General features: G+C 64.7%; 13 protein-coding genes. 7 read left to right on the forward strand and 6 right to left on the reverse strand.

What is annotated here, in order from left to right:
- Positions 1–18 precede the first annotated feature (18 nt).
- Genes AOT96_RS26100 through AOT96_RS26110 form a run of 3 tightly spaced genes read left to right on the forward strand, consistent with a single transcriptional unit; the run spans position 19 to position 7,135 of the window.
- Positions 19–1,524, forward strand: a complete 1,506-nt coding sequence (locus tag AOT96_RS26100) for a TIGR02677 family protein (protein WP_007733760.1) — start codon at positions 19–21, stop codon at positions 1,522–1,524.
- Complete coding sequence (locus tag AOT96_RS26105) at positions 1,521–2,963, forward strand: TIGR02678 family protein (RefSeq protein ID WP_065352497.1); 1,443 nt, start codon at positions 1,521–1,523, stop codon at positions 2,961–2,963. Before AOT96_RS26100 ends, AOT96_RS26105 begins: the two co-directional genes overlap by 4 nt.
- Positions 2,960–7,135: a TIGR02680 family protein gene (locus AOT96_RS26110; RefSeq protein WP_065352498.1), complete on the forward strand. Its 4,176-nt coding sequence runs from the start codon at positions 2,960–2,962 to the stop codon at positions 7,133–7,135. The genes AOT96_RS26105 and AOT96_RS26110 overlap by 4 nt, the downstream gene beginning before the upstream one ends.
- A gap of 57 nt (positions 7,136–7,192) precedes the next feature.
- Here the strand turns inward: AOT96_RS26110 and mshC are convergent, their stop codons facing one another.
- Complete coding sequence (gene mshC / locus AOT96_RS26115) at positions 7,193–8,434, reverse strand: cysteine--1-D-myo-inosityl 2-amino-2-deoxy-alpha-D-glucopyranoside ligase (protein WP_003946190.1); 1,242 nt, start codon at positions 8,432–8,434, stop codon at positions 7,193–7,195.
- A gap of 10 nt (positions 8,435–8,444) precedes the next feature.
- The gene (locus AOT96_RS26120) at positions 8,445–10,535 is read right to left on the reverse strand and encodes an MMPL family transporter (protein WP_442978624.1); all 2,091 of its coding nucleotides are present in this window, start codon (positions 10,533–10,535) and stop codon (positions 8,445–8,447) included.
- Between the two features lie 127 nt (positions 10,536–10,662).
- Between AOT96_RS26120 and AOT96_RS26125 the strand changes: the two genes are divergently transcribed.
- On the forward strand, positions 10,663–11,121 hold the full coding sequence (locus tag AOT96_RS26125) for a MarR family winged helix-turn-helix transcriptional regulator (RefSeq protein WP_042450996.1): 459 nt from the start codon (positions 10,663–10,665) through the stop codon (positions 11,119–11,121).
- Here AOT96_RS26125 and AOT96_RS26130 read toward each other — a convergent pair.
- The 4 genes from AOT96_RS26130 to AOT96_RS26145 are packed head-to-tail and all read right to left on the reverse strand — an operon-like array spanning position 11,118 to position 14,183.
- Entirely contained in the window at positions 11,118–11,924 is an 807-nt protein-coding gene (locus AOT96_RS26130) for an SCO1664 family protein (protein WP_030537533.1), read from the reverse strand. The two genes, AOT96_RS26125 and AOT96_RS26130, sit on opposite strands and share 4 nt — an antisense overlap.
- A gap of 4 nt (positions 11,925–11,928) precedes the next feature.
- Positions 11,929–12,528 (reverse strand): DUF3090 domain-containing protein, encoded by a 600-nt coding sequence (locus AOT96_RS26135; protein WP_003946200.1) that lies wholly within the window; start codon positions 12,526–12,528, stop codon positions 11,929–11,931.
- A 55-nt stretch (positions 12,529–12,583) separates the two neighbouring features.
- Positions 12,584–13,279 (reverse strand): histidine phosphatase family protein, encoded by a 696-nt coding sequence (locus tag AOT96_RS26140; RefSeq protein WP_003946173.1) that lies wholly within the window; start codon positions 13,277–13,279, stop codon positions 12,584–12,586.
- Between the two features lie 58 nt (positions 13,280–13,337).
- On the reverse strand, positions 13,338–14,183 hold the full coding sequence (locus AOT96_RS26145) for an undecaprenyl-diphosphate phosphatase (RefSeq protein WP_030537531.1): 846 nt from the start codon (positions 14,181–14,183) through the stop codon (positions 13,338–13,340).
- 228 nt (positions 14,184–14,411) lie between these two features.
- Between AOT96_RS26145 and AOT96_RS26150 the strand changes: the two genes are divergently transcribed.
- The 3 genes from AOT96_RS26150 to AOT96_RS26160 all read left to right on the forward strand — a co-directional run bounded on the left by AOT96_RS26150 (position 14,412) and on the right by AOT96_RS26160 (position 17,130).
- The gene (locus AOT96_RS26150) at positions 14,412–15,347 is read left to right on the forward strand and encodes an aldo/keto reductase (RefSeq protein WP_003946175.1); all 936 of its coding nucleotides are present in this window, start codon (positions 14,412–14,414) and stop codon (positions 15,345–15,347) included.
- 92 nt (positions 15,348–15,439) lie between these two features.
- Positions 15,440–16,126, forward strand: a complete 687-nt coding sequence (locus AOT96_RS26155; protein ID WP_003946162.1) for a biliverdin-producing heme oxygenase — start codon at positions 15,440–15,442, stop codon at positions 16,124–16,126.
- On the forward strand, positions 16,123–17,130 hold the full coding sequence (locus AOT96_RS26160; RefSeq protein ID WP_042924733.1) for a heme/hemin ABC transporter substrate-binding protein: 1,008 nt from the start codon (positions 16,123–16,125) through the stop codon (positions 17,128–17,130). Before AOT96_RS26155 ends, AOT96_RS26160 begins: the two co-directional genes overlap by 4 nt.
- The last annotated feature ends 14 nt before the right edge of the window (positions 17,131–17,144 follow it).

The raw sequence follows: 17,144 nt of genomic DNA on the forward strand, positions 1-17,144 counted from the left end.
TCTCTCGCCTACCCTGTCATGGTGGAAGAAACGAGTGCGCCCGATTACGCCGCGTACGCCGACACCAATCGACTGAAGCTGTTTTCGTTCACGATCGCGGAAAAACGGGCCGAGTACCTCTGGGTACTTCGTGCCTTCGACCATGCTCGCGCCAACTACACCGTCCTGCTGCATGCCGGAGCCGTCGCGCACATCCTCGAGAAGATCGGTGGATCGGATCCGGCGGCCGATCTGTCGGCAGCAGAGGTCACTCCCCTGTTGGATCAGCTCCACGTGTGGGAGATCCTCGAGCGCAGCTACGACGGCACCCGCGCGGCCACGCTGGCCGAGTACCGCAATCGCCACTTCGTCTACCAGTTCGGTCAGGCCGGATACCAGGTCTATCGATCAGTCGAAGACGTTCTCGCCGCACGCCTGGACTCGGCGTCGCTCTCGCGTCTCGCTCTGCCGGACCTGCTCGCAGACATGTCCGAACTCGCCGAGGCCAACCGAAGCTCCGACGGCGATCTGATCTTCCGCAAGCTCAAGCGCCTCGACTCGACACTCTCCGACATGGCTGATCGAGCCGCGCACTTCTATCTGACCCTCGGGGACCTCGTACGGACCACGGAGATCACTCCGCAGGCTTTCCTCACGCACAAGGACGCTCTGCTCACGCACATGCGGGAGTTCAGCTCCGATCTGGCTCGCTACGCCCCCAAGCTCAAGGAAGCGATCGAGCACGTCGAATCCACCGGGGTCGATCGCATGATCCGCCTCGCCGCCGCCAGTGACGAACGGGTGTTCGTCCCGATCACCGAACGCGAGGACGACTGGGCTGCGCGCTGGCGAGGATTGACCGCCTGGTTCGTCTCCGCGGAATCGGGGATCAGCGAGTCCGAGCGTCTACGTGAGGGCACGATGAGCGCGATCGCCGCGGTTCTGGCGCTCCTTCGCCGCGTCACGGAAACCCGTCGCGGCGGCGTCAGCCGTGAGAGCCAGCTCCGGCACCTCGCCGGCTGGTTCGCCGCCACGCCGTCCGAAGACGCAGCTCATGCTCTGTTCCAGGCAGTGTTCGACCTCGGTCGTCCACGCCATCTCTCGATGGTGCATCCGGACGCCGACATCATTTCGCACTCACGCTCGTGGTGGGAGGCACCGCCGGTCGAGATCGCGCGAACACTCGCCGAAACGGGCCGCCCGCCCTCACCCGGCTTGCCGAGCAAAGTCGCCCGCAACGACGGCAGCATCCGCCGCCTGCGCGAAGAGCAGCTGGCGGCGCAACGTACGCGCAGTGCCGCGGCGCAATCCCTCGCGTCGAACGGCGTCTATCAGCGCGAACTCAACGAGCAGGAGACCGAAGTTTTGCTGAGTCTGCTCAATGCAGCACTGACCGCGCGCGTTCCGGTGGTGGGACGCGTCAAGAGCTCCACCGGTAGTGAGAACGGGGTGAAGCTGACGCTCAGTCCCTCGGACGGTTCGACCACCATCAAGACCGCCCGCGGGCGTATGCACCTCGACGGCATCGAGGTCAGTGTTCGATGAGAGCTCGCGAGATCACGCCCCTTGCCCTCGACTCGTATCAACGCGCGGCGCGAGTGATCCTGTCCAACCACCTGATCACCTCGACGTACCCGGATCGAATTGCGTTGCCGCTCTTGCGCCGTTGGGCCACCGAGCTGCGTGACGACCTACTCGAACTGTTCGGCTACCGCCTCGAGGTGACGGAGACCACCGCGCGCCTGTTCACGGTGTCGGATCGGCTCAACCCGTCGGCACCGGCCAGAACTGCCTCCGAGCGAACCTTCGATCGCACGCGCTACGCGTACCTGGCGTTGTGCCTGGCCGCATTGGGCCGCGCCGGAAACCAGATCACGTTGTCGGAGTTGGCCGATCACGTCGCGGCTGACGCAGGGCAGGTCGACGGCGTGGAACTCTCCACCGATCGTGCGTCCGACCGCGACGCCTTCGTCGACGCAGTGGGCTGGCTCGGAGTCAGAGGCGCCATCGCCCTCGCCGACGGTGACGCAAACGGCTGGGCGTCCAATCCCGAAGCGGGAGAAGCGCTCTACGACATCGACCGTTCCGTCGTCGTAGCGCTGTTCCGTCCACCGCGCGCCCTGCAGCACCTTCACTCCATCCGCGGACTCCTGGCCGCCGAGACCTCGAGCGCCTCCGAGGACGACGGAATTCCCGTGGACGCGAAAGAGATCGGACGCCGAGTACGTCGGGCTCTGGTCGAGCGCCCGGTCGTACTGGCCGGCGAACTCGATCAGCACGAATTGATCGCGTTGGCGCAGCCCAAGACCGCGTCGGAAGTCGAACTACTGACGGGGTTGGTGGCCGAGCGCCGCGCCGAGGGAATCGCGATGATCGATCCCACCGGCCGACTCTCCGACGTCCGCTTCCCGAGCACCGGAACGATCGCTCAGGTGGCACTTCTCCTGGCCGGCGAGATTGCCGACCGCGTACTCGACGTCGACGCTCCTGAACTGCCGAAACTTCCGATCCCGCACGTGTCGGACGATCACCTGATCGAACAACTCGATGCCGCCATCCCCGAGGCCGGGATCTTCGAGGACCTCGCCGACGAGGACGACGACTTCGTGCTGCCCGCCGGCGAACCGGCCGAGCCACCGCCACCCGTCACGTACCCGAAAATCGACGACGAGTGGCTCGCTGACAAGGTCACCGAGTTGGTGGACCAGTTCGGGCGAACTTTCGCGGCGCAGTGGCAGGCCGATCACAACGGGCTGCGCAAGCAGGCGCTCGGGTTGCTGCAACGTCTGCGCCTGACGCATGCGGTCGACGGCGGCGTACTGGTGTTGCCCGTCCTTGCCCGGTACCGCGACGTCGTGGTCTCCGTGCGCGAACGCGATCCTCAGATCGACTTCGCGGTGGACAACTCCGCACCGGATCCGGTCGACGAATTCGGCCCCGAACCTTCCCCCAACGGCGAACTATCAGAGGTAGAGAACGTATGAGCAACGCCCGCTTCCGACCTACTCGGGCTGGAATCATCAACCTCTGGGATTACCGAGACCAAGAGTTCTCGTTCGCCGACGGTCGACTGGTTCTGCGGGGACCCAACGGATCCGGCAAGACCAAGGCCCTCGAGGTCCTGTTCCCGTTCGTCTTCGACGGCCGCATCGAACCGCGGCGCCTCAACCCGTTCGCCGGTGAAGAGCGCACGATGAAGTCCAACCTGCTCTACCGGGGCCAGGACAGCGCGCACTCCTACGTGTGGATGGAGTTCTGCCGCGGCTCCCTCGAAGATCCCGAGTCGGTGACCGTGGGAATCGGCATGCGCGCAACACGCACCAACGACAAGGTCACCCGCTGGTACTTCGTCGCCGACGGCCGCGTCGGAGTCGACTTCTCGCTGATCGGCAACGACGATCGTCCTCTCACCAAGAAGCAGTTGGCCGAACAACTCGGCAGCGATTCCATCACCGACCGTCCCCTCGACTACCGCACAGCCATCGACGCGCGAATGTTCGGTCTCGGTGTGCAGCGCTACGACCAGCTGATCAATCTCATTCTCACGCTTCGCCGCCCCCAGCTCGCGAAGAACCTCGACCCGAAGGGCCTTTCGCAGGCACTCACCGACGGTCTCCGTCCACTCGACGATCAGTTGGTCCTCGAAGCTGCGCGTTCGTTCAGCGACATGGAGGAAGTCGGCCGCGCGCTCGAGGGGCTCGCGGCCGCCGATCAGGCAGCCCAGAGTTTCATCGGGGTCTACACCAAGTACCTGCGTCAGCAGTCTCGCGGAGAGATCGAACAGGTCAGCACCCGCCTCGCAGCGGTCACCAGAGGTGTTGCCGCCATGGACGAGTCGTCGCTCGCCCAGACCCGCAGCCGTGAGGCGCGGGCAGCAGCCGAGGAGCGCTTCAACCAGGCCGAGCAGGCACTCGAGAACGCGCGCGCCAATGTCGAAGCACTGCAACGCTCGAGCGCGTACGAAGGCAAACAGCAACTCGACGACCTCGCCCAGGCCGTCGCGACGCTCAAGCTCTCGACCGAGCAGCAGGCAGACAAGTCCCGGAAAGCGCAGGCCGCACTCGCACAACGCGGCGACGAAGCCGACAAGGCTGCATCGTCGGTCAAGCGTGCGGCCGAAGCACTCTCGCGCGCCGAGGACGAACTTCAGGCAGCAGCCGAGGACGCCGGCATCGTCTGGACTCCCCTGCCCGACGGCTCACGCAGTGACCAGATCACGGCAGCCGTCCGTGGCCATGCCGAGGAGCGTGACGGTGACGTACGCGTCGTCCGCACCGCACTGGCGACCGTCGAGAAGGCGGCGACCGAACGAACCCGGGCCGAAAACAGCTCTCGCCGTGGACAAGAGCTGCTCGAAGCGTCCAAGGCGGCTGTGCTCGAGGGCGAAGCTGCCGTGGAACTCGCACGCAGTCAGTGCGCCAGCGGGCTGCGCGCGTGGTGGACCGATCACTCCTCCCTGTTTTCGGCTGTCGGCGCCGACACGTCGCTGTTCGAAGCTCTCGACGCGGCGCTCGCCGAAGTCGGCGACGAAGACGCTCCGGCGCTGTCCGCAGTTCTCGCCGAGCACACCGAGGCCGGCACCGAGACGCTGCGCGAGCGTCGACGTGAGGCCGAAGCTGAAATATCTGCATCACACGCCTCCATCGCGGCTCTCAAATCCGAGCGCAAGGCCGTCTCCGCGGAACACGACGACGCTCCGCCTGCCTTCCACGCACGCACCGATAACCGCAGTGAACTGGGAGGTGCACCGCTATGGCAGTTGGTGCGCTTCGCCGATTCCGTCGAACCAGACGTGGCCACGGGAATCGAATCCGCACTCCAGGCGGCAAATCTGCTCGACGGCTGGGTCTGCCCGGACGAGAAGATTCCCGAGCACGTGAGCGAGCAGTTCCTAACGGCTCTGCCCGTCAAGCAGCGTCCTAAGGGACGAACGCTGGCCGACGTCCTCGAGGTCGAAGGCAATGCCGACGTACCCGACGCTCGGGTACAGGACATTCTCGCGTCGATCAGTCTCGTCGAGGCACCGGGAGACTCCGATGCAAGCGTCGCGATCGGCGTCGACGGCCGCTTCTGGCAGGGCGTCGCGCGTGGCCGGCACGTCAAGGCCGATGCCGAGTACATCGGCACCACAGCACGGGCGCGTCGACGCGAGGCTCGGATCACCGAGATCGACGCGGCTCTGGAAGAACTTGCCGCGGCAGTCGATACGGCCAAGGCACTGGTGGCGCAGACCAACGAGCAACTGAGCCGGATCAACTCTGCGGCAAAGGAATTGCCGAAGACAGGTTCGATCCTGCGCGCACTCAAGACGGTCACCGAATCTGCCGGCGCACTCCGTACTCGCTCGGAGGCCACGGAAACGGCACAACGCGAACTCGATGCGGCGATCGCTGATCTCGCGGCGAAGGAAAAGCAACTCCGAGCGACGGCGTCGCAGCACCGGACCCCGCATATCGGCCGTGAACTCGACTCCCTCGCGGCGGCGATCCGTCATTTCGAGAAGCAGGGGGAACTGGCGCTGCGCTGCCGACGGGAGCATGCCAAGGAAGTCGAACTCGAACGCGAGTCTCGCGACCGTCTCGACGAATCACGCGCCAATGCGGAGGAATTCGCCGAGGAAGCCGCCATCGCCGAGGAGAGTCTGCTCCAGCAGGTGCAGCGTCTCGAGACGCTGCGCGACACCCTCGGTGCCAGCGCCGAGCAGATCGACCTGGACCTGGCAAAAGCCCGCGCGAAGATCGAAGAATGCAAGGTCGAACAGCGTGCGGCGCGAAAGGCGTACGACGCCGCCGTCCTCCAGATCGGCACGGCGGAGGGTGCGTACAACACTGCCGTGGAGACCTTGCGTCACACCCTGACCGAAACCCGCAGTGATGCAGAGCGACTCGCACCCTACGCGCGCCCGGACCTTCTCGAGTTGTTGGGCGTCAAGGAACATCTGAGCTGGCCGGCAAGTTCAGCGGCGTGGATGAGCCCCGATCAGTTGGTCTACCGCATCCAGAACGAAAATCGCAGCGAGGACGCAGCCCACCCGCCTGTCCTCCCCGAAGACGTCGACAAGTTGTACCGAGCGCTCGAGGCTGCGACCTCGGCAGTCCGAGTCACCGACGGCGCCCGAAAGGCAACCCGCACGGCACTGACCTCGGCGCTGCAGGACTTCGACGCGCAACTCGCAGCAGCCGGACAGGACTACCGTCTGCAGTGGGATGCACCGGATCGGCTGACCGTCGTACGAGTCCAGGACGATCAGGGCTATTCGTCGATCGGCGAGTTCGCAACGCGGATCCACGACGCTCGCGGCGATCAGGAGCAGTTGCTCACCGAATCCGAGCGTCGCATTCTCGAAGATGCCCTGTTGACCGGATTGGCTCAGCAGATCCACGAGCGCACGGTCGACGCACGCGAGTTGATCGCACAGATGGGCACCGAGATGCGTGAGCGTCGGATGTCCTCAGGCAATACCATCGGCGTTCACTGGGTGCTCGCCGACAACCTCGACGACAGCTCGCGGGCGATCTCCAAGCTGCTGGATCGAGACGCGTCGGCCCTCGGCGTCGATGAACTAGCTACTCTGCGAGCACATTTCGCGACGCAGATCCGTACCGCCCGCGCGGCGCACCCCGAACGCTCGTACCCGGAGATTCTGTCCTCGGCGCTCGACTACCGTCAATGGCGCGTGTTCTCGTTCACCCTCATCAGCGGTGAGGGCAAGGAAGACCGTCTTACCGTCGCGCGGCACAGCGCGCTGTCCGGTGGCGAGCAGTCCGTCTCGCTGCACCTTCCTTTGTTCGCCGCGGCGCACGTCATGTTGGACTCGGCCGACCCGCACGCCCCGCGTCTGCTGGCACTCGACGAGGCCTTCGCCGGTGTCGACGACAACGGTCGCAGCGAGCTTCTCGGCTTGAGCGTTCAGTTCGACCTGGACCTCTTCATGACCGGCTACGACCTGTGGATCACGTACGCAGACGTCCCCGGCTGTGCGCACTACGACCTCGCGCACTCCACGGCCGAACAGGCTGTCAGCGCCGCGCTGCTGGTCTGGTCGAACGGTGAGCTGCTTGCCGAGCACGACGGAACGGATCTGGCGAGGGCATTGGGCTCGCCGCTACGGCGCCGGGTGCCGACACCCGCCGAAGGTGCGTTGGACTACGCCTAGAAACTGCTGTGCGCCTTTATTAACCGCGGGCGGTTAATAAAGGCGCACAGCAGGGGTTCAGCGAAGCGAAATACCCAGTAGGGCGTCGACGGCATCGGCGAACTCGCCGGGTGCCTGCGTGTCGGATCCGCCGCCCTCGATGGCGCGGCGGGCCCAACCGTCGAGCGCGTCGAGCGCCTTCGGGGTGTCGAGATCGTCGGCCAGGTGCTGACGCAAACGCGCAACAGTGTCGGTGGCAGACGGCGCAGAACCGAGAGCCGCGGCCTCGCGCCACACCTTCAGGCGCGACTGAGCATCCGCGAGGACCTGATCAGTCCACGCGCGATCCTGGCGGTAGTGGCCGGACAGCAGTCCGAGACGGATTGCCGCTGGGTCCACCCCCTCACCGCGCAGCTTGGAGACGAAGACCAGGTTTCCGCGACTCTTCGACATCTTCTCGCCGTCGAGACCGATCATGCCGGTGTGCACGTAGTGCCGCGCGAAACGGCGATCACCCGTTGCCGATTCGGCATGCGCCGCCGAGAACTCGTGGTGCGGGAAGATCAGATCGCTGCCACCGCCCTGGACGTCGAAGCCGGAGCCGATGCGGTTGAGTGCAATGGCCGCGCATTCGATGTGCCAGCCGGGGCGCCCCGGCCCGAAGGGTGAGGGCCACGAGGGCTCGCCCGGACGCTCCGCACGCCAGACAAGTGCGTCGAGAGGATTGCGCTTTCCGACGCGATCGGGATCTCCGCCGCGTTCGGCAAAGAACTTCTCCATCGTCGCGCGGTCGTAGCCCGACTCGTAGCCGAACTGCTCGGTCGCGTCGGCACGGAAGTAGACGTCGGGGAACTCCGCGTCGTCGACGATGTACGCGGCACCGGACGCCACGAACTTCTCCACCAACTCGACTACTTCGTTCACCGATTCGACGGCGCCGATGTAGTCCTTCGGCGGAAGCACACGCAGCGCTTCCATGTCCTCGCGGAAGAGTGCCGTCTCACGCATGCCGAGGACGATCCAGTCCTCGCCGTCGCGATTGGCTCGCTCGAACAGCGGGTCGTCCACGTCGGTCACGTTCTGGACGTAGTGGACATCGTGTCCGGCGTCGCGCCAGATGCGGTTCACGAGGTCGAACGTGAGGTACGTGGCCGCGTGGCCGAGGTGGGTGGCGTCGTACGGGGTGATGCCGCAGACGTACATCGTCGCCTTCTCGCCCGGGGTGACGGGGCGAACCTGACGGTCGGCTGTGTCGTACAGCCGCAACGGCGGCCCCTGACCGGGAACGGACGGGAGTGCGGTATCGGACCAAGACTGCATGCTGCCGAGCCTAGTGGAGACTGCTCTGAGGCTGGGAAGGTGCTGGCTGATCCTGCTCTGGTTCGGGCGTCGACGCGAGCTTGCTCGGCCACCAGATCTTCTGACCGATGTCGTAGGTCAAGGCCGGGACCAGCAAGGATCGGACGATCAGAGCGTCGAGCAGGACACCGAACGCCACGATGAACGCGATCTGGGCGAGGAACAACAGAGGGATCACCGCCAACGCCGAGAAGGTTGCTGCCAGAACAACTCCGGCAGATGTGATCACCCCGCCGGTCACCGTGAGTCCCCGCAGAGCGCCCGCCCTGGTGCCGATCTTCAGCGCTTCCTCACGCACCCTCGTCATGAGGAAGATGTTGTAGTCGATTCCCAGAGCCACGAGGAACACGAACGCAAAGAGCGGGACCACCGGATCCGCGCCGGGGAAACCGAAGATGTGGTCGAACACCAGCGACGAAATGCCCAGTGTCGCAGCAAACGAGAGCACAACGGTGCCCATGAGAAGCAGCGGTGCGAGAAGCGAACGCAGCAAGAGCGAGAGAATCACGAACACCACGATGATCACCACGGGAATGATGAGTGTCCGGTCCCGTGTCGAGGTGCTCTTCGTGTCGAGGTCGGTCGCAGTGACGCCACCGACCAATGCGTCGGCGCCCTCCACTGAGTGAACTGCATCACGCAGTCGCACGATGGTGTCTTCGGCCTCGAGCGAGTCGGCAGCGTCAGTCAACGTCGCCTGCAGGGAGACTCGCCCGTCGACAACCAGAGGCGCTCCCCCGTTCTGCACGACGCTTACGTCGCTGACACCCTCCACGCGACTGGCTGCCGCAACGGCATCCACTTGGTCTGCATTCGCGATGACCACGGCCGGTGAACCCGAACCCGCGTCGAAGTGCTCGCCGAGAATCTCCTGGCCTGCAACCGAATCGACATCGAGCAAGAAGATGTCGGACGACGAGACACCGCTGGCTTTGAACTGCGGCATCATCATCGCGAAGATCACCAGCACCAGCGTCGACGCCACCCAGAAGCGGCGCGGATGCCTACCGATTCGAGCAGCGAGCCCGGCCCAGAACCGGTGATCGTTCGCCTCGTCGTGGTGCTCGCGGTCGGCATCGAACTTCGGCTTGGTCGGCCAGTACGCCGTCCTCCCGAACAGAACCAGGACAGCAGGTAGGAAGGTCATCGATGCGAGGAAGGACGCGGCGATACCGATGGCGGCCACCGGACCGAGTCCGCGGTTCGAGTTCAGGTCGGAGAGCAACAGGCACAGAACGCCCGCGATGACCGTTCCTGCAGACGCTGCGACAGGTTCGAGCGTCGCGCGCCACGCAGTGCGCATTGCTGCGTACTTGTCCTTCTCGATCCGCAATTCTTCCCGGTAGCGAGAGACCAGCAGTAGCGCGTAGTCGGTGGCGGCACCGAACACGAGGATGAACAGGATGCCCTGGCTCTGACCGTTCAGTGCGATGACGTCCGCGTCCGCGAGCAGATACACGAGCAAGCTCGACAATCCGAGTGCGAAGATCGCCGAGAAGATCACCACGAACGGCAGGATCGGGCTTCGGTAGACGATGATCAGGATCACGATCACGACGGATCCGGCTACCAACAACAGCAATCCGTCGATACCGGCGAATGCTGCCGACAGATCCGCAACCTGCCCAGCGGGGCCGGTGACCTTGACTGTCAGTCCGTCAGGGCTCGACTCCAGCGCCGCGCGCAGCGCTTTCACGCTGTCCTTGACTTCGAGGGTGCTGTCGACCGGCAGGAACATCTGGAGTGCCTGGCCGTCGGCCGACGGGATCGGCGGCGATGAGGCGTCGCCGAATCCTTCGGTACCGACAAACGAATCGACGGTCTGGGAAAGGAAGGTGGAGTCGGCGGGCTCGAGGCCACCCGGTCGTTCCGCCACGATGATGGCCGGCACGAAGCGCGTGTCCGTGAAGCTCTCTTGAAGCTTTGCCACCTCGGTCGCTTCGGCCGACGCGGGCAGGAACGACGTGTTGTCGTTCTGCTGCACCGTGCTGAGCTTTCCGGCGAACGGACCGCCGAATCCTCCGATTGCCAGCCAGCCGATCACGAGGAGAGCTGGCACAATCCATCGAAGGCGACGAACAGGACGATTTTGTACGGGTGTGCTCACTGGGTCTCCAGGGATCGGCAGCAGAGGACTTGCCGACTATTTTGTTCAGCATGCTGAGTAATTGCAAACGGAAGGCAGAAAAATGAGCAGCGACGGCCTGGACGACTGGCCCACCGGCCGGCTGTTGTCCACCGCTGCACGCCTGGTGGAGCACTCGTGGGAGAAGGTCTTGCGGTCTCAGGACATGACGCACGCGGGCCTGATCGTGCTCCACTCGATCGCCGGTGGGGCGGCGTCTCAACGCGACATCGCGAAGAACGCCCGCGTCACCGATCAGACGATGAGCCGCACGATCGACCGTCTCGAACGAGCGGGTTACGTCACTCGTGACACCGATCCGAGGGACGAGCGTCGGCGCGTGATCGCGATAACCGACGCCGGAAGACTGACGTACGAGCGACTACTGACGCTCGAGAAGGAAGATGCGGCGTTGACCGTCGGCGTCGGGGATGTCGCCGCGCTGCGCGAACAACTACTGCGATTGGTTCGCTCACCCGGATTGACGGCAACTCGCGAACAGCAGGAAACGTCTCGCGACTAGAAGGCCGGCCAGGGAATCGTTCGATGGCCGTTCGGCTCAGGCATCACCGCGGACTCGGCGAACTGCATCGCCCGCACCGCCAAAGCCACGATCTCTTCCTCGGTGATCAGTTCGGACAACTCGTCGCCGAGATCCCCGTCGAGAGTTGTCGCGAATTCGGCGACGTCGGCGATCAAAGCACCGGGTACGGGCTGCCCGGCCCACCCCCACAACACCGTCCGCAGCTTGTTCTCCGAGTGAAGACAGATTCCGTGATCAACGCCGTACACCGAGCCGTCGACGCCCTCGAGGGCGTGACCACCTTTACGGTCGGCATTGTTGATGAGGACGTCCAGAACGGCCATTCGCTGCAGCCGTGGATCGTCCGCATGGATCAGGGAGACTGGTTCACCCTCCGAGTCGAAGGCCTGCAGGACCTCGAACCACCCCGGCGGAACGTTGCCGGGACTGCACAGGTCCACCATCTCGAGTCCGCCAGATCCATCCGCACGGCGATCGACGGTGTCGATCCATCGCTGCACCATGCCTGGACCGAAGGGGCCGTCCCGCAACACTGTTCGCGGAATCACTCCCCAACCCAGCGCCTCGGACACGCGGTACGACGCGACCTCACGCCCCGCCAGAGTGCCGTCCGGGAAATCCCACAGTGGGCGTTCACCCCGGACCGGCTTGTAGACCACGCGGGTGGACTTCTCCCCCAGAGTCGACTCACATACCAGCGTGGCGTTGCTCGCCGTGGTGATCTGACCGATCAGAGTCAGATCACCCTCGAGCAGCACGTCCGGCACACCAGGTTCGGACACGACGTCAGACCTCGTCGTCGTCTGCGTCGTCGATCGCAAAACCGAAGGACTCGCCGCGTCGGTACCCATTCGTGCGGATGCAGACGTGCCCCTCGGGCGCCAACGGTTCACCACACAGCGGGCACGGCGCGCGTCCCGCCGCGATGACGCGTTCGGACCGCAGCGAAAACTCGCGCGCTTGCTCCGGAGTCAGGAACACACGGACTGCGTCCGGACCGTCGTCGGCGTCATCGAGGACAACCGATTCGTCGAACTCCGTCTCGCTGACGGCAAGCAGCTCCACGACGACCGCCCCGGCATCGGCATCCCAACCGAGCCCCATCGTGCCGACCCGGAACTCCGCGTCGAGTGGTGTGACCAGCGGGCTGAGGTCGGAGACGTCGTCGGCTTGTGGCGGAACCTCGGTTCCGAAGCGTCGATGCACCTCTTCGAGGAGTAAGCCCATGCGATCGGCGAGAACCTGAACCTGCTGCTTCTCGAGCAGCACACTCACCACCCGTGATTCGTGCACGGCCTGGAGATAGAAAGACCTGTCACCGGGTTCGCCCACCGTTCCTGCGACAAATCGGTCAGGAGTGCGAAATACGTGAATCGCGCGCGACATTGCACCTCCTCGAGTTCGAGCAGAACATCACTGAATACCCATTATCCGTCACAGCTCACGCACCGACCTCTCCGCCGGGGACGGACTCCTGCGCGGGAGCCGAACCGTTGGTCGCGGCCTTCGCCGCACCGATCGCGGCGAGCACGTCTCCGGTGTCGTTGACGCGAAGAACGAACGGCAGTGTCGCCGTGTAGCGAATCACACTGACCGAGGCGGGCTCGGCGACGATGCGCTGGAACGAATCGAGATGCATCGCAAACGCGTCGGCGAGAACCGATTTGATGACGTCACCGTGCGTGCACGCGATCCAGACGACGTCCTTGCCGTGTTCTTCGGCCAGCCGTGCGTCGTGCTCTCGGATCGCGGCAACGGCTCGCGCCTGTACCTGGGCCAGCCCTTCACCGCCGGGAAACACTGCACCGGAAGCGTGGCGCTGCACCACTTTCCAGAGCGGTTCTTCCAAGAGTTCCTTGAGCGGGCGACCCGTCCAGTCGCCGTAATCGACCTCGATGAGGCGATCCTCGACCACCGGCGTCAGACCACGGTCGACGGCAATGGGGCCGACCGTCTGCTCACACCGCAACAGCGGCGAGCGGACGATCTCCGCGATGTCCAGACCGACCAGCCGATCGACGACGCCTTCGGCCTGTTTCCGGCCGTGGTCGTCGAGTTCCACACCCGGCGTTCGACCGGCCAGGGTATGGGCAGTGTTGGACGTCGACCGCCCGTGCCGCAGTAGGACAACTGTCATTCCACAACCCTAATGGGGCGGTGGCCGCACGGACGGGTGGTCGACGTCGAAACGGGCCCTATGTCGCGGACACGACCCCTGTGGCCAGCAACGCAAGGACGACTACGCCGAGAGCGATTCTGTATCCGACGAACCAGTACATTGAGTGATCGACAACAAATCGAAGCAGCCAGGCGATCGCTGCGTAACCGACCGCGAAGGCGATGACGGTTGCCACCAGCAACTGCGGACCGCTCGCGTTCAGACCCTCACCGGCCGGCTCGAAGGCATCCGGGAGGCTGAACAAACCGGAGGCGAGAACTGCCGGAATCGCCAACAGGAACGAGTAACGGGCTGCGGCCTCACGGGTGAGTCCGAGGAAAAGGCCGGCACTGATCGTGCCACCCGAACGTGAGACACCCGGGATGAGCGCGAGCGCCTGAGCCGAACCCATGATGATGCCGTCGCGCGCTGTGAGCGATTCGATCGGGCGCGTCTTGCGTCCGTAGTACTCGGCAGCAGCGATGACGAGCGCGAACACGATCAGCATCGTGGCAATCAGCCACAGATTGCGTGCGCCGGTACGGATCTGGTCTTTGAAGAAGAACCCGAGGATGCCGACCGGGATGGTGCCGATGATGACGTACCAGCCCATCCGGTAATCGAGATCGCCCCGGTGCTCGGCATTGAACACACCTCGGAACCAGGCAGTGATGATCCTCACGATGTCGCGTGCGAAGTAGATCAGGACCGCCAACTCGGTGCCGAGCTGCGTCACCGCGGTGAACGACGCGCCGGCGTCACTGCCGAAGAATATCTCCGACACGATTCGCAAATGTCCGGAAGACGAGATGGGCAGGAACTCGGTCAAGCCCTGCACGAGGCCCAGGATCACGGCCTGGAGCCAGGTCATCGCTTCGCCCATCACTCACCGATCCCGGCTGATTCGAATGGGGTTACTGCACACAGGTTTCGTGTGTCGGGTTCACGTTTCACCGGCGCCACGCTACCGGGGCCCACGGCGCCGCGCCGCGCCCGGCACGTCCGTGTCCGAATACCCCGACTCGAGGCGAGCGCCTACTAGTCTGCACGTGGTGAGATCTCTCGGGTGCCGCACTTGCGCACACGAGTCGGGCGCGAGATGCAGGCGGTTATGAAGCACAGATCTGTCGGAACGAGCGGACTTCGGGTCTCGCGACTTGGGCTCGGCACACTGACATGGGGACGCGACACGGACGGCGACGAGGCTGCTGCGCAGCTACTCGCGTTCGCCGAGGCCGGCGGAACCCTGGTCGACACCTCGCCCGCCTACGGCGCCGGTGCGGCGCAACGAATCCTCGCCGAGTTGCTCGACGACGTCGTTCCACGTGACGAACTCATCATCAGCTCGAGCGCCGGCATCGACCCCACACCGATCGGCACCGACCGCGTCGACTGCTCGCGGCGCGGATTGCTCCGCCAGCTCGACGCGACTCTTCGTGAACTCGGAACCGACTTCCTCGACATGTGGCAGGTCGCAACCTGGGATCCGCTCACGCCCGTCGACGAGGTTGCAGCAACCCTCGACTACGCCGTCTCGAGCGGCAAGGTGCGGTACGTCGGAGTGCGCGGCTACCTCGGCTGGCAGCTCGCGACGGCCGTAGGAGCCGGTGGCGCAACAACACTCGCCGCGACGCAGGCCGAGTACTCGTTGCTCGCACGCGGCGTCGAGGAAGAATTGTTCGCAGCGGCGGCCCATCACGGCGTCGGAGTGTTCGCCGCAGTACCCCTCGCGGGCGGTGTGCTGACCGGCAAGTACCGCGACGGCATTCCCGTCGATTCCCGCGGCGCCGACGAAGCACATTCGCAGGATGTGCAGAGCTATCTGACCGATTCCTCGATCCGGGTGGTCGACGCAGTCGTTACCGCTGCCGACGGTCTGGGTACTTCCCCACTGGCGGTGGCACTGGCCTGGGCGCGCGATCGCGCCGGGGTGGCCAGCGCCGTCGTCGGCACGCGTGATCTCGCCCAGTTGACAGGAGTACTGGCAACCGAAGAATTGGAACTTCCGAAAGCGATTGCCGCGGCTCTCGACGATGTGAGCGCTTGATCTGTCTCGCTGATCGAAATACCGGAGGTATCGCGTTGGCGAGGGCAGGCTAACCTAGTAGGCAACGCTTGACTACAGCCTCAGGAGAATCAATGACCACGCTCGACGTAGACAGCCTTTCCGCAGACGCAGGCCCAGCCTTCTCCGAACGAATCAAGACCGAGACGGACGCAGCACACCGCGAGACGGAGCAGTCGCGATTCGTAGGCGCACTACTCGGCGGTGAGCTGACCACCGCTGGCTACGCCGCACTTCTGGGACAGACGTACCTCGTCTACACGAGCCTCGAAGAGGCCGGCCGCACACACGCCGACAACGAGTTGGTCGCCCCGTTCCTGTCCGAGGATCTGTTGCGCGTGGCTTCACTCGAGGCCGATCTCGAGTTCCTCGGCGGACCGAACTGGCGCGACGAACTCGTGGCACTGCCGGCAACCGAGCGCTACATCGCCCGCCTGAAGGAGGTGGCGTTCGACTGGCCTGCCGGCTTCGTCGCACATCACTACCTTCGGTACATGGGCGATCTCTCGGGCGGACAGATCATCCGCCGGATGCTCGAACGCGCCTACGGATTCGAGACCGACGGACTTCGCTTCTACATCTTCGAAGGCATCCCCAAGCCGAAGCCTTTCAAGGACGACTACCGCTCGAATCTGGATGCACTGCAGATTCCTGCCGAGGAACAGCAGCGTTTCATCGACGAGGTGAATCTGGCGTACCGCCTCAACGGCGACCTGTTCGCCGACCTCGAAGGCGACATCGAGAGCTACCTCGTCAAATGATGAAGCGCTTGGCCGCGGCGGCTCTGGTCGCAGCAGCCGGTTTCGGTCTGGTGGCTTGCGGGTCCAGCGACACTCCGACGACATCTCAGGGTGCCAGGACCGCGGTACTCGAAGATTCCAGCCCGGTTCCCGTGTCCGACAACCCGACCGCGACACTGCCCGTGACGGTGAAGAGCTTCGACGGCGTCGACGTGACCATCACCGACAACAGCCGGATCGTTGCGGCCGACCGCTACGGGACGCTCGCGACGACGACGGTGGCGCTCGGCCTCGGTGACAATCTCGTCGGCCGCGACACCGCCGCCAAGTTCCCCGCAGTCGCGGACGTGCCGGTTGTCACGGTCGGCGGCCAATCGCTCAACACCGAGGCAATTCTCGACCTCAATCCCACCGTTGTTCTCACCGACACCAGTATCGGGCCCAAGAGCGTCCAGGATCAGTTGCGCGCCGCCGGTGTTCCCGTCGTCTTCTTCGATCCGACCCGAACACTCGAGGGTGTGCCAGGACAACTCCAGGCCGTCGCCGACGCGCTCGGCGTCCCCGCCCAGGGCGCGGCGCTGGTCGATCGGACCGAATCGGAAATCGCTGGAGCTCGTGACCTGGTCCCCACCGAGGGCGATCCACTGAAAATCGCATTCCTCTACATGCGCGGATCGGCCATCACCATGATCGGCGGTGAAGGGTCCGGAGCAGATTCCTTGATCGAGGCACTCGGCGCCACCGATGCAGGAACCGCCTCGGGCATCACACAACAGTTCGTGCCCATCACCAGCGAAGCGCTCATCGCCGCAGCGCCTGACGCCCTGCTGATGATGACGGACGGATTGGCATCGATCGGCGGAATCGACGGCCTCGAAAAGGTCCCTGGCATCGCGCAGACGCCGGCTGGAAAGAACAAACGAGTAGTCGACATGGCGGACGGTGTACTGCTCAGCTTCGGGCCCAACACCGGACGCGTCATGGCGGCACTCGCCGAAGCGATCTACGAGCCCGGTGGATCGTGAGCAAAGATTCGTGA

It is taken from the genome of Rhodococcus sp. 008 (assembly GCF_001682295.1).
Classification (GTDB): Bacteria; Actinomycetota; Actinomycetes; order Mycobacteriales; family Mycobacteriaceae; genus Rhodococcus_F; species Rhodococcus_F qingshengii.

What these genes read in the sequence shown, in the direction of transcription:
- AOT96_RS26100 (WP_007733760.1), top strand. Translation starts at nt 19, where the DNA reads ATGGTGGAAGAAACGAGTGCGCCCGATTACGCCGCGTACGCCGACACC.
- AOT96_RS26105 (WP_065352497.1), top strand. Translation starts at nt 1,521, where the DNA reads ATGAGAGCTCGCGAGATCACGCCCCTTGCCCTCGACTCGTATCAACGC.
- AOT96_RS26110 (WP_065352498.1), top strand. Translation starts at nt 2,960, where the DNA reads ATGAGCAACGCCCGCTTCCGACCTACTCGGGCTGGAATCATCAACCTC.
- mshC (WP_003946190.1), bottom strand. Translation starts at nt 8,434, where the DNA reads ATGCAGTCTTGGTCCGATACCGCACTCCCGTCCGTTCCCGGTCAGGGG.
- AOT96_RS26125 (WP_042450996.1), top strand. Translation starts at nt 10,663, where the DNA reads ATGAGCAGCGACGGCCTGGACGACTGGCCCACCGGCCGGCTGTTGTCC.
- AOT96_RS26135 (WP_003946200.1), bottom strand. Translation starts at nt 12,528, where the DNA reads ATGTCGCGCGCGATTCACGTATTTCGCACTCCTGACCGATTTGTCGCA.
- AOT96_RS26140 (WP_003946173.1), bottom strand. Translation starts at nt 13,279, where the DNA reads ATGACAGTTGTCCTACTGCGGCACGGGCGGTCGACGTCCAACACTGCC.
- AOT96_RS26145 (WP_030537531.1), bottom strand. Translation starts at nt 14,183, where the DNA reads ATGGGCGAAGCGATGACCTGGCTCCAGGCCGTGATCCTGGGCCTCGTG.
- AOT96_RS26150 (WP_003946175.1), top strand. Translation starts at nt 14,412, where the DNA reads ATGAAGCACAGATCTGTCGGAACGAGCGGACTTCGGGTCTCGCGACTT.
- AOT96_RS26155 (WP_003946162.1), top strand. Translation starts at nt 15,440, where the DNA reads ATGACCACGCTCGACGTAGACAGCCTTTCCGCAGACGCAGGCCCAGCC.
- AOT96_RS26160 (WP_042924733.1), top strand. Translation starts at nt 16,123, where the DNA reads ATGATGAAGCGCTTGGCCGCGGCGGCTCTGGTCGCAGCAGCCGGTTTC.